Annotated in this window: 14 protein-coding genes; 3 read left to right on the top strand and 11 right to left on the bottom strand. The window is 33.6% G+C overall.

What is annotated here, in order from left to right:
* Window positions 1–125 precede the first annotated feature (125 nt).
* From G9F70_RS10725 to G9F70_RS26980, 10 genes are all read right to left on the bottom strand, one after another.
* Complete coding sequence (locus G9F70_RS10725; RefSeq protein ID WP_164946249.1) at window positions 126–773, bottom strand: hypothetical protein; 648 nt, start codon at window positions 771–773, stop codon at window positions 126–128.
* Between the two features lie 206 nt (window positions 774–979).
* A complete protein-coding gene (locus G9F70_RS10720) occupies window positions 980–1,165 on the bottom strand; it encodes an alpha/beta-type small acid-soluble spore protein (RefSeq protein ID WP_187353002.1) in 186 nt (61 codons plus the stop codon).
* Window positions 1,166–1,353: 188 nt separating this feature from the next.
* Window positions 1,354–1,674, bottom strand: coding sequence for a hypothetical protein (locus tag G9F70_RS10715; RefSeq protein WP_164946250.1), 321 nt, complete (start codon window positions 1,672–1,674; stop codon window positions 1,354–1,356).
* Window positions 1,675–1,782: 108 nt separating this feature from the next.
* Entirely contained in the window at window positions 1,783–2,124 is a 342-nt protein-coding gene (locus G9F70_RS10710) for a hydrogenase maturation nickel metallochaperone HypA (protein WP_164946251.1), read from the bottom strand.
* Window positions 2,125–2,219: 95 nt separating this feature from the next.
* A complete protein-coding gene (locus G9F70_RS10705; protein ID WP_164946252.1) occupies window positions 2,220–4,889 on the bottom strand; it encodes an FAD-dependent oxidoreductase in 2,670 nt (889 codons plus the stop codon).
* Between the two features lie 48 nt (window positions 4,890–4,937).
* Complete coding sequence (gene hypB, locus G9F70_RS10700) at window positions 4,938–5,609, bottom strand: hydrogenase nickel incorporation protein HypB (RefSeq protein ID WP_164946253.1); 672 nt, start codon at window positions 5,607–5,609, stop codon at window positions 4,938–4,940.
* A gap of 181 nt (window positions 5,610–5,790) precedes the next feature.
* Window positions 5,791–7,560, bottom strand: a complete 1,770-nt coding sequence (locus G9F70_RS10695) for an oleate hydratase (protein WP_164946254.1) — start codon at window positions 7,558–7,560, stop codon at window positions 5,791–5,793.
* Window positions 7,561–7,680: 120 nt separating this feature from the next.
* Window positions 7,681–8,661, bottom strand: a complete 981-nt coding sequence (locus tag G9F70_RS10690) for a DUF5692 family protein (RefSeq protein WP_164946255.1) — start codon at window positions 8,659–8,661, stop codon at window positions 7,681–7,683.
* A gap of 140 nt (window positions 8,662–8,801) precedes the next feature.
* Window positions 8,802–9,374 (bottom strand): TetR/AcrR family transcriptional regulator C-terminal domain-containing protein, encoded by a 573-nt coding sequence (locus G9F70_RS10685; RefSeq protein WP_164946256.1) that lies wholly within the window; start codon window positions 9,372–9,374, stop codon window positions 8,802–8,804.
* Window positions 9,375–9,540: 166 nt separating this feature from the next.
* Entirely contained in the window at window positions 9,541–9,663 is a 123-nt protein-coding gene (locus tag G9F70_RS26980) for a hypothetical protein (protein WP_263484294.1), read from the bottom strand.
* Between the two features lie 167 nt (window positions 9,664–9,830).
* Here G9F70_RS26980 and G9F70_RS10680 point away from each other — a divergent pair, with 167 nt between their 5' ends.
* The 3 genes from G9F70_RS10680 (at window position 9,831) to G9F70_RS10670 (ending at window position 11,654) form a co-directional block, all read left to right on the top strand.
* Window positions 9,831–10,466: an NAD(P)-dependent oxidoreductase gene (locus G9F70_RS10680; RefSeq protein ID WP_164946257.1), complete on the top strand. Its 636-nt coding sequence runs from the start codon at window positions 9,831–9,833 to the stop codon at window positions 10,464–10,466.
* Between the two features lie 21 nt (window positions 10,467–10,487).
* Window positions 10,488–11,114, top strand: a complete 627-nt coding sequence (locus G9F70_RS10675) for a DsbA family protein (protein ID WP_164946258.1) — start codon at window positions 10,488–10,490, stop codon at window positions 11,112–11,114.
* Window positions 11,115–11,225: 111 nt separating this feature from the next.
* On the top strand, window positions 11,226–11,654 hold the full coding sequence (locus tag G9F70_RS10670) for an Rrf2 family transcriptional regulator (RefSeq protein ID WP_164946259.1): 429 nt from the start codon (window positions 11,226–11,228) through the stop codon (window positions 11,652–11,654).
* A 79-nt stretch (window positions 11,655–11,733) separates the two neighbouring features.
* On the opposite strand, the gene G9F70_RS10665 is transcribed toward G9F70_RS10670, so the two are convergent.
* Window positions 11,734–12,180, bottom strand: coding sequence for an HNH endonuclease (locus G9F70_RS10665; protein ID WP_164946260.1), 447 nt, complete (start codon window positions 12,178–12,180; stop codon window positions 11,734–11,736).
* Window position 12,181 lies beyond the last annotated feature (1 nt).

The raw sequence follows: 12,181 nt of genomic DNA, 5'->3' as shown, positions 1-12,181 counted from the left end.
AATATTACTTTTTTATCTATTCCATACATATCACATTACCACTTTTGATAAATTGCTTAAATTTCATGTAAAAAAATCACGCTAGGATAAGCGTGATTTTTTTATTAAATACATAATTGCCTGTATTATCTTTTATCTTTTTTTGACCATATTTTTAAACCTATAAGCAATCCAGCCCCAATTGTAGATGCAATGCCTGTATATATTGCTACTTTACCTGTGGTTGTTTTATTTTTGGGTGTTTTAACTGTCTTGTGATAATCTTCCATCAAATTTTCATACTGTTTCTTGTTGATATTTCCTATACCTATACCCATAACTTTACAATTCATGGCTGCAAAATAATTAATTTTTTCTGCTATGTAACAGTTAAATGTATGTATTTTCTGAGGTGTTGAACTTCCATCATTCCATAATTCAACTCCAAATAATTCTTCATATATAAATTGATGTTGAAAAACAACTAAAGAGTAATTACCCCGTTTTGAGTGATATATATTTATATATCCATTTTTTGCAATTAGATTGTCAATATGTCCTTTGTATAAAACTAAAATATTCTTGGATGAATTTTCATTCTTGATCTTATCGAATAATCCTCTGCCATCAAATGAATAAAATAATTCAACACTAGTTATATTATTCTTCACTAATGCTAGTTTGATTATCTCTATATACGAATCAATGTATTGTATATCTTCTGGAAGTTTATTTTTGTAATCATTTATTACATTTTGAGTTTTTTTATTAAATATACCATTGATAAATTCCATTTTTATACACCTCTCTTCTTCCTTGTCAGTTTTGTTAGTCTTATTAGTTTATCATATTTTGTCCTTTTTGTTTGTTTAACATAACATATATTTTTTTAAATTTGATAAAATACTTTAGAAATTTATAGTTGCTTATAAATGAATATTCTTGATGTTTTATTTATATTTTTATAAAATGGGAAAAGGGAGCAATTGCTCCCTTTTAATTATAAATTATTTTCGTAAGTTTCTACCATTTTCTTAACCATTTGTCCGCCAATTGAACCTGCTTCTCTAGAAGTTAATTCTCCATTGTATCCATCTTTTAAGGTAACTCCAACTTGACTAGCTGCTTCCATTTTAAACTTGTTTAGTCCTTCTCTAGCTTGTGGTACTAATGTTCTGTTTGCCATATAAATTACCTCCTCTTTATTTAATAATGATTTTCATTTGCGTTATTATTTTGTGCATTATTATAAAGAATACTCATAGTAATTTAAGTCCATATTATTAAAATAACATATAAATGAGAAGTTATGTTAAAAATATTTAGGTTTCATAGGCCTATATCTTATTGTTAAATAGCAAACAATTTACATCCTTACTCGTCTTCTCCAAGTTGCCTTATGTATTCGTATTCTTTTACATACATTAATCTAATTTTTGTTTGTTCTTTACTTAAAGTTTGAAACGCTATCTTATTACCTTGTGTTTCAATTAAATCTGCCTCCATTAAGCTGTCATCTTCAATACTGATTCTAAGTTTATATGTGTTAGCTACATTTTTATCCCAAGATTCCAGATGTACTGTTTGCATTATTGTATTCCCACATTTTGAGCACTTGATATATAATTGCTGCTGAATTTTTTCAAAGGTTACTTTATTGTTATCGCATTGCTTGCACACCATAGTTCTCTTCATATATAACCACCTCACTACTTATATGTATTAAAGCAGAGATTTAGTACCGATGCTCACTCCAAACTACCAAAAAAACAATAAAAACCCCTGAATTCAAGGGTTGTCATTTTAGCAAGCAATGATTTCCTTAATCATAAACTCTTTTCCACTTAATACCTCCCAGTGCTTACTTGTGCACTTTGGACATACATTATTATTCTCAATGAGATTAAAAACCTTATTGCACTCTTTGCAAATACCATTGCCTGGTAATATTTCAATTTTTAATTCCGTTTCTTGCAACATGGTACCATCTACTGCAGCTGGATAACAGGCTTCAATATATCTAGGAATCATTGATGATAGCTCACCAATTTGAAGAACCAATGTCTGGATTTTTGTTACTCCATTTTTTTGTGCGAAATTTTCAACAGTTTTAACTACTTCCATCAAAACTCCAACTTCATGCAAATAAACTCACCTTCCTTGTCAAAGAATAAGAACGGGAGAACGCGTGCTCTCCCGTCTTTTACCCTATAATACATTAATTATTCTATGCTATGTCTTTATTTTGAGAATATTTTTTTCACATTTTTCATTGCAATTTTTCCTTGACGTTTGATAACATGTTTTATAACTGCCGGTCTCATATCCTTAAAATCTACACCAGCGCTATCATATTTTCTTACCAGTGAAATTGCGTCAAATTTGCATTTTGTAGTACAAACTCCACAGCCTACACATTGGTATTCATCTATAACCGTAGCCCCGCATCCAAGGCAACGCTCCGTTTCCTTCTTTATTTGTTCCTGCGTAAATGTAACACGCAAATCTTTAAAGGTTTCTTTTGACTTGCTTCCATCCACGTGAAGTGCTCTTTGCCTTGGCAAGCGGTCATAGCCATCCATGTTTAAGTTTTCTTTATCAAGAGCATGGTATTCTCTCTCTCGACATATTGTTAAATTATCTCCATGAACATAACGATGGATTGAAATTGATCCTTGCTTTCCCAGTGCAATAGCATCTATAGCAAACTTAGGACCTGTTAATGCATCTCCGCCGGCAAATACATCTGGCTCACCTGTTTGGAAAGTGATTGGATCAGCTTTTATTGTCTTATTGGGATTTAATTCTATTTTGGAATCTTCTAATAATCCGCCCCACTCCATTCCTTGACCAACTGAAATCAATACATTGTTTGCTTTAACAATTTTTGTTGTATTTTCATCGAATTTAGGACTAAATCTTTTATTTTCATCGAAGACAGAAATACATTTTTTGAATTCTACACCGACAACATGGCCATCTTCATTAAGAATTCGTGTTGGACCCCATGAGTTGTTGATAGCAATGTCTTCTGACAACGCTTCTTCAATTTCTTCCGGAAGAGCAGGCATCTCTTGTCTATTTTCTAAACAATACATATCTATTTGCGTGGCACCAACTCTTTCTGCAGTTCTGGCAACGTCAATAGCAACATTTCCTCCACCAATTACAATTGCTGGACCTTCCATTTTCAGATTTTCACCAAGACTTACTTTGCGTAAGAAATCTACACCTGTTATTGCTCCGGAAGCACTTTCACCCTCAAGACCTAGATTTCTACCTGCTTGAGCACCAATTGCTACATAAAACGCTTTGTAGCCATCCTCTCTAAGCTCAGATAGGGTAACATCCTTGCCAACCTCAACTCCTGCTTTAAACTCTACTCCTAATTCTATCAAACTGTCTATTTCTGCATTTACTACTTCTTTTCCTAGTCTGAAGGAAGGAATTCCTAGGGTTAACATACCTCCAAGCTTGTTTTGCTTTTCAAACACTGTTACCTTATATCCTTCAACCGCTAGAAAATAAGCACAAGAAAGTCCTGCAGGGCCTGCACCAATTACAGCGATTTTCCCTGGTCTTTGTGCACATTTTTCAGGTACATAACGATGCTCTGATTTTAGTTCTTGGTCTGCAATGAATTTTTTAATTTCATCAACGGCAAGGGCTTCATCTACACCCGCTCTTGTACAAGCATCTTCACATTTTCTTGGACAAATACGTCCACAGACTGCTGGGAAAGGATTTTCTTTCTTTATAAGTTCTAGAGCTTCACTATACCTTCCTTGAGATGCCATCTTGATATAGCCTTGAACTGCTATGTGAGCTGGGCATTCAGATTTACAGGGGCTTGTTCCACCATCCTCAACAAATTTACGATTACGATAATTAAAATTCCACTTATCTTTTCCCCACTTCGTATCCCTTGGTGTATCTTTTTCCTTAGGCTCTATAACAGGTTTCTTTGTACATAAATTTTGTCCTAGTGTTGCTGCACTTGCTTGACAATTTTCTACACACTCTCCACAAGCAACACATTTATCTTTATCAACTACTGCTACATAGTTTGACCTAGACCAATCAGGATTTTTATAGAAGGTTGTATTTCGAAGTCCGAAGCAAGAACATCCGCAGCAATTACAAATGGCAAGGGCATTTCCTGGTCCTGATAAATTTGGTATAGAATGTACCAACCCCTCTTTTTCAGCTTGCTTGCAAATAGCAATAGCCTCTTCCCTCGTAATTTTTCTGCCCCTTCCTGTACGAATATAGTACTCAGCAGCAGGTCCAAGCTGAATACACATTTCTTCAACAGTATGCCCACAACCTTGCCCTATAACTCTCATGGATGTACGACATGAACAATCCGCAACAGAGAAAACCTTATGCTTATTAAGAAGGTTTGCGATTTCTTCATAAGAGGCTCTTCTTGTCTCCCCCTCAATAGCAGTTTCGATTGGGATAACTCTCATTACGCCAAGCCCTACTGGAATATTTCCTGCCATTAATCCCCCTAATTTTCTTGTATATTCTTCAAAACACTCGGCAATTACTGGATACTTTGCAACATTTCCTTTGTTTGCAACCATGTATTCCATTACACCAGGAACATAAAGCTCTAGGGAGTACTTATCAATTCCTTCTTCTTCATCTATTTTAACAACACCATCAATTGCCATTTTAAATAGTATTTTCTCTACTTCATCAGCAGGTTTGCCGCAAAGGCCCGCAATTTCCTTTACACTTTTTGGTTTGCGAATCTCAAGCTTAAGTGCTATCTCTGCCATTTCATCTGTAACAACGGGCTCTAGAATTCTATATTCTGGGTCTGTTGGTTTTACTTTTACTATCCCGCCAGTAATCCCAGCAGCAATCTTATTGGCTAGTTCAAGTACTTTTTTCTTTACCACATTATTTCCCCCCCAAATTTAATCCATTATTTCATATAATTATGGGTGCTATTTTTCATTCCAATTTTTTACTTCTGTACGTATCCACTGTGTCCATTCATCCATTCCCTCACCTTTTTTAGCAGAAATGGGGATAACCTTAATATTCGGATTCAATTTTTTTACACGTGCTTTCACTGCTTCTAAATCAAAATCAAAATAACCTATTGCATCCATCTTGTTAATTAATAAAACGTCCACAATGGAAAACATTAAAGGATATTTTAGAGGTTTATCATCGCCTTCTGGTATACTTAAAATCATGGCATTTTTTGATGCACCAGTGTCAAATTCTGCTGGACATACCAAGTTTCCTACATTTTCTAAAATAGCGAAGTCAACGTCTTCTGTTCCAAGGCCTATTAACCCTTGCTTAGTCATATCTGCATCTAGATGACACATGCCACCTGTGTGCAATTGGATTACTTTTGTACCAGTCTTAGAAACAGTATTAGCATCAACATCTGAGTCAATGTCGGCTTCTAAAATGCCAATTCTCATTTCATCTTTTAAAGCTTCAATAGTTCTTAAAATAGTTGTTGTTTTACCCGAGCCTGGTGATGACATTAAATTCAATAAAAAGGTCTTGTCTTTTTTCAATTGTTCCCTAAGCAAATCCGCCTGCTTGTCATTATCTTCAAACACACTTTGTTTGATTTCAAGAATTTTATATATATCCAAATCAGTACCCCTCCATTTTATATTAATTTTTTTCTCAAATCCTTATAACTCTGGTCAAGATAAGTATTTATTGTACAACTTCTTCTAAATATTTTTCAATAGACATATAAAAGTAAATCATAACAGCCGACTAAAAATAAATTAGCCGACTGAGATAACTTACCTCTGTATTTATATTGGTTTAGATCATTTTATACCTTTTCAACAAATCTCCAATAACTGTTCCAGAAACCATCTTCATGGTTTTTTCGTTCATAAATTTTTCCATAAATGGGAGGTTCAATTCAGTAATTTTTTTACCATCCATCATTTTTACTGTAGAATCTAAGAGTTGACGGACATCATAGCATGAATTAAATGCCTCTGGAACCCCACGATCTATGCCTAGCAATGTATAAACTGCCTCCATAGCTGTTCTAACTGAATACTCGGTTGTAAACACTGTGTCACGAGGTGTGTCAGCAAACTGACCAAGGAAAGCAAAGTTCTCGCAGCCCTCAGGCACAACCTTAGGTCTGTCACCTTCTGCTCTTGGCATAAAGAATGCAGTAACATACGGCATCATGCAAGGGATAGAGATTGCAGATTTTGTAGCCATATCATGAATCTCAGATTCAGGCACACCCATATGATAAAGCCATTCCTGGGTAATTTCCACGCCTGTACATTCTCTCATTGGTTTCTTTATATAATTTCCTGGAATCTCGGAGAATAAACCATATACCCAAACTACTAGCTGATCTTTTGGTTGAGATTTAAAGTGAGGTTGTCTATTTACAGTATAGCTCATAAGCCAATTTGAGTCTTTTGCAGTAATGATACCACCGGAAACAACCTTTCCGCTAAATGGGTCACGTTTGCAAATTTTCTCAATATATGGAGGAATTCTGTCATCAAGTGTGGTAATTGTAGAAGATTCCCAAAATGTTTCTTCTGTACTAGTACAGAATTTATCGGGATCACCGAAAGCTGGGTCTTGTTTCGCAATATTTCTCCAAAGCTGCCAACAACCGCCTATAGATTTATCAAATTTTGGTGCGTGGTTTTGATCACCTAGGGTAGAATTTTCTGTGCAACTTCCATTAGTGACAAATACTAAATCATTTTTAGTAAGTTCTATAGTTTCTTCCTTATCCTTATGTTTATAAACAATTTCCTTAGCAAGCTTTTTGCCATTTTTAATATCAAAAATAACATTTGTTACCACCGTATCATATTGGAACTTAACGCCATGAGCTTCAAGATATTTTACCATTGGTAGAATTAATGACTCATATTGATTGTACTTGGTAAATTTCAAAGCAGATAAATCTGGAAGGCCCCCAATGTGATGAATAAATCTCTGAAGGTAAAGCTTCATTTCCAATGCACTGTGCCAATCTCTGAAAGCAAACATGGTTCTCCAATAAAGCCAGAAGTTAGAATTAATAAGTTCCTCTGAGAACACATCCGAAATCTTCTTATCATACAAATCTTCATCACGACTCATAAATAGTTTAACAAGTTCCATAGAAGCTTTATCACTTAATCCAAACTTTCCATCGGTATGGGCATCCTCACCTTTATTCATCGTTACTCTCTGCAAAGAATAATTTGGATCTTTTTTATTTAGCCAATAAAATTCATCTAAAACAGAAACATCTTCCGTCTCAATAGAAGGAATAGAACGGAACAAATCCCACAAGCATTCAAAGTGGTTTTCCATTTCACGACCACCACGAATAATAAATCCCTTTTGACTATCATTAATACCATCGCAAGCTCCGCCAGCGATACTAAGTTCTTCAAGAATATGAATATTATCACCTTTCATTTGACCATCACGTACTAAAAAACATGCAGCTGCCAATGACCCGAGTCCAGCTCCAACTAGGTAAGCAGATTTTTTGTCTACATCAACTGGTTTTAAAGGACGTGCAAATGCTTCATAATTTCCATTGCTATAATACATATTAAATACCTCCTAAAAACTAATATTCTTTATAACTTGATTATAAAAAAAATTTTGAGACATCACAATAGACAATAAATGCATTTTGTCTAATTATGAGTAAAATGCTTGTGTTTATATTTACTCTGCAAGCGCTTTGATTTCTTTAAATTCTTTCAAATCTGTATAAAGTTCGCCAAGATAAGGATTTCTCTTTGTCTTAACTACTTTGTAAATCATGTAAACAAATACTGCTATATTTACAGCTAGTGCTATGAAGCTAAATGCAAATAGTGCCCCTTTATTGTAAGATGACGACACGACAAAAGCACCCTTATCAATAAAGGCTGGGAATGTCTGTGCAAACATACACCATATAGCCAGTGTTTGTGCACGATGCTGTAGCCATGCTCCTTTTCCCACTGTAAATGCACAGAGGGTTGGCGCTAGTAACAAAGCAAGACCGCAATACCAAGCATGTCCCGGAAGACAGTTATAAGTATAAGCAAAATTCCATAAATCATAGGCTATAATCCAAAACCATAGCATATCAGGCCACAACATATCCTTGCTGCCATCTTTTGAAGTCTGTTTCTTTATGCAAATTCCAAACCATCCGGTTATAGCAATGATGTTTAGAATACCCGCTATACCATTCATAAAATTCCAGTTACCACCAAGTACATACATGGCTTCATCTGCTAACGTCCCCCCACCAGCATACTGAATGCCAACTTGGAAATCACGAATTACTGCCTCCATAATGTTAATTGCAAGAATAAGAGGTGGAAAACATAATATCCATTTTTTATCAGATAATCTCCACTCTTTACCTGTTAATTTATTTTTCCCCTTAAAGTGCCTGATGCACCAAAAACCTATACATCCAGCTGTAGACGAATACACCTTTGCTAAATGGAACCAGTCTGTATAAGTTGTGTCACTTAGTACCGTAAACCATAATATTGAAAGTACTATTGGTAAAACAACAAAACTAAACAAACCAACATACTTAAATCTGCGAGCTACTTCATTAAAGGCAAAGAGCGCTACGAAAACAATTATCCAAACACCCCATACACTTAATGCTGATGCCCCGTTGGCATAGTTAAAATTAAACATATTATCCCCCCTAATATAAACATCTAGTGTTTTATATATATAGTATTTTATATATCTATTGTATAATTTTTGTCAAATTCATTTCAATAGACAAAAAAATGAAAGTGTCTATTTTATACACTTTCATTTATCTAAAATAATTATTCTTTTATTTCTTCTTCAAATGCAAGAACAGAACGAGGAATACTTCCGGTTATCATGGTCAAGAGCTTTTTAAGGAGATTTTCGGGTTCTTCTTCCATGCCTTCACTTACCCAGTCTATAATCAGCCCATTAAACACATGTCTATAAAAATTAACTATGAAAACATGATCTTTATCCTTTAATTTTACTGTGGTTTTTTCAACACACTCATCTACCACATCATCTAATAATCTGGTAGAAAGATTTGTAAAGTAGGTATTAAACTCACACCAATAAGAAGAGTTATATACATGTAGAATCATTTTCGAGTTTTTCTTCAGATAATTCATTGTAGCCAGGAAACCGCCTCCCCAGGTTTCAAAGGTTCTGTTTTGAGCAATATCTGTTGATAATTCCTGAAAAAATATAAATTTAAAAACATCCATGATATCAGTAAAGTGATTATAAAAAGTTTGCCTGTTTACATTGCAATGTTCACAAATTTCCTTTACTGTAAGCTTATCTATAGATTTTTTGGTTAATAATTGTTTAAACGAGTTAATTATTGCAGTTTTAGCATTCTTTTTCATAGACTTCTCCTCTAATACAAAAATAGGTTTTATCTTTTTTCAATTTGAATAATGGAAAAGGTTACCTATAAAGGATTATAACATCAAATCCATATTAATTAAATATATTAATTAACTATTTTTTACTCATTTTCCAGTTAAATATTTGCAAACACGTTTTCCTATACTACCACAGTTTCCACAATGACTTTTCCTTGTATTTTTCATCAACCTCTTTTTCAATTAATTCAACGGCAATTTTACTGTACCTGTTAATTTCCTGGACCTCGGAGGCGCTAGATGGTGACAAAGGAACACGCTCCCTACCCTACTAGGGTGTTTTTAAAAAAAACTAAAAAAAACAGTTGACAAATTTTCTTGTTGTAACTATAATGAGTACAACGGCAGTCGTAATCAAGTAGGTTACATTAATAAATATAACTTAATGATTAAAATTAAATTTGGAGGATGATAAATATGAAAATAGCAATTATAGGTGCAAATGGAAATGTAGGTAAGGTGATTTTGGAAGAAGCCCTAGCAAGAAATTATGAGGTTACAGCAATTGTTCATAATCAAGCTAAATATATAAATAAGCAAGGTAGCTTAAAAATAATTCAGGCAGATGCATTTGATGAAACAAGCTTAGTAAATGCAATAAAAGGAAATGACCTTGTTATTAGTGCTTTTGGTCCAAAGCTCGGAGCAGAAGATAGTTTATTAGTTGTTACAAAAAATTTAATAAATGCAACAAAAAAAGCTTTGGTACCTCGACTTATCGCTATCGGTGGAGCAGGAAGTCTATACGTGGCTCCTAGCCTTAAATTAGGTGATTCAGAGAACTTTCCTGCTGATTGGAAACCAATTAGCTCAGCACATACTAGTGCCTTAGAACTTTATAAAAATGAAAATGAACTGGACTGGACAGTTTTAAGTCCTGCAGCCCTATTTGAATCTGGAATCAGAACTGGAAAATATAAGCTTGGTAAAGATGATTTAATTGTAGATGATAAAGGCGCAAGCAAAATTTCTTTTCAAGACTATGCACAAGCTCTTCTTGACGAAGCTTCAAATCCAAAATTTTCTCGCCAAAGATTTACTATTGGATACTAATATTTTAGGAGGTATAAAAATATGAAAAATAAAGTATATTACATTATGGATACAATGTGTGGATGGTGCTATGGTTTTAGCGATGTTATTACTAGAATCCATAAAAATCATAAAGATAAATATGACTTTGAAATCATACCTGGAGGTATGTGGATAGGTGATGAAGTTAAAACCATGGACACTCGTCTAGGTGAATTTATAAAAACTAGCAATGTTAGAGTAGAGGCCTTAACTGGTATACACTTTGGTGAAGGCTTCAATAAAAATGTATTAGATAGCAGTGATAGAATTCTTGATAGCTTGCCAGGTGCAAAAGCAGTGGTTCTCTTTCAAAAATTAAATAAAGACATGTCCTTTGATTTTGTAAAAAAAATACAGGAGGCCTTCTTTGTAAACGGAGAAGACATGAATGATATTTCTATCTATAGCAAAATTGCCGAAAGTTTTGGTGTTTCTAAAGAAGACTTTGAGAAAAAATTTCTTTCAGAGGAATTGATGGAAGAAACTTTTGAATACTTTAAAAAAGGAGAAAAATTAGGAGTACAGAGTTTTCCAACGATTATTCTTGAAAAAGATAATAAACGAACAATAATAGCACAAGGCTATAGCAATTTTAAGGGACTTGATAAAATTCTATTGGAAGGATAGGCGTCTATGTGATAGTATTGTTTGTGTATAACTCATAACTCCTAATAAAAAGTTGAAATAATTTTAAATTAGGATTCATAAGCAATAAATAGATAAAAAGGGGTTTTGGTCATGAAAATAAGTAGTCGATTCCCGGTAGCAGTCCATATATTATCTATTCTATCAATTTATGCAAATCCATTGCCCACCTCAGATATGATTGCAGGAAGTGTGAATACCAATGCAGTGGTAATTAGAAGAATACTTGGAATGCTTAAGAATGCAGGCCTTGTTGATATGAAACGCGGAACTGGCGGTTCCTATCTCACTAAACATATTGAAGATATAAGTTTATTAGAAGTATACAAAGCGGTAGACGTAGTTGAAAATGGTGGTTTGTTTCAAATTCATCCAAATCCAAATCCCAATTGCCCAATAGGTGCAAACATTCAATCTGTTATCGAAGTCACTTTGCTTAGTGCACAAAAAGCAATGGAAAATGCTCTAAGAAAGGTTACTATGCTTGATGTTGTTGGCGACATCAATAAAAAAATTCAATAAAAAAATCTCAACTTTAAAATAAATTTTTAAAGTTGAGATTTTTTATTAGTTTTCATTGATAGATTTAAAATCATATATTTTACCCTTCCATGTAGAACCTTATTAAACTTGGAAAGTTATGGCCATCATCTAAAAAGTATTGTAGATAGGTTGTAATTTCTTCAAAATTCTCTCTGTATACTTCTAAAATCTGTATCAAGTTCTTCCTTGCATCTTTTAAAACATGATTATTGAGATTTAGAAGTTCAATAGTGTATGACGCTCTTTTGTTTCTTATATCCACTACATCTTTATATATTGGAATAATTTCTCCACTGGCTAGATTATATGTAAGAAAATCTTTTGGATTTTCAATTACTGGATTAATAAATTCCTCAGAATATTTATTTTGTTTTACACTGCCACAACTATTCTTTTCATTACAAGAAACTAGTAAATTATTATATTGTTGAAATAACTTTGGAATGTTTTTTCTCTTGAATTTGAGAAGGAAATCCGGTTCTTTATTTTTATTGATTCTTAACATT

The sequence above is a fragment of the Clostridium sp. FP1 genome (assembly GCF_011065975.2).
Taxonomy (GTDB): domain Bacteria; phylum Bacillota; class Clostridia; order Clostridiales; family Clostridiaceae; genus Clostridium_AD; species Clostridium_AD tagluense.
The sequence above is the reverse complement of the archived record's forward strand: the minus strand, read 5'-3'. Positions and strand labels throughout refer to the sequence as shown.

Bases quoted from the DNA above. Each gene is read 5' to 3' on its own strand.
- G9F70_RS10725 (WP_164946249.1), bottom strand. From the start codon at position 773: ATGGAATTTATCAATGGTATATTTAATAAAAAAACTCAAAATGTAATA.
- G9F70_RS10720 (WP_187353002.1), bottom strand. From the start codon at position 1,165: ATGGCAAACAGAACATTAGTACCACAAGCTAGAGAAGGACTAAACAAG.
- G9F70_RS10715 (WP_164946250.1), bottom strand. From the start codon at position 1,674: ATGAAGAGAACTATGGTGTGCAAGCAATGCGATAACAATAAAGTAACC.
- G9F70_RS10695 (WP_164946254.1), bottom strand. From the start codon at position 7,560: ATGTATTATAGCAATGGAAATTATGAAGCATTTGCACGTCCTTTAAAA.
- G9F70_RS10690 (WP_164946255.1), bottom strand. From the start codon at position 8,661: ATGTTTAATTTTAACTATGCCAACGGGGCATCAGCATTAAGTGTATGG.
- G9F70_RS10685 (WP_164946256.1), bottom strand. From the start codon at position 9,374: ATGAAAAAGAATGCTAAAACTGCAATAATTAACTCGTTTAAACAATTA.
- G9F70_RS10680 (WP_164946257.1), top strand. From the start codon at position 9,831: ATGAAAATAGCAATTATAGGTGCAAATGGAAATGTAGGTAAGGTGATT.
- G9F70_RS10675 (WP_164946258.1), top strand. From the start codon at position 10,488: ATGAAAAATAAAGTATATTACATTATGGATACAATGTGTGGATGGTGC.
- G9F70_RS10670 (WP_164946259.1), top strand. From the start codon at position 11,226: ATGAAAATAAGTAGTCGATTCCCGGTAGCAGTCCATATATTATCTATT.
- G9F70_RS10665 (WP_164946260.1), bottom strand. From the start codon at position 12,180: ATGTTAAGAATCAATAAAAATAAAGAACCGGATTTCCTTCTCAAATTC.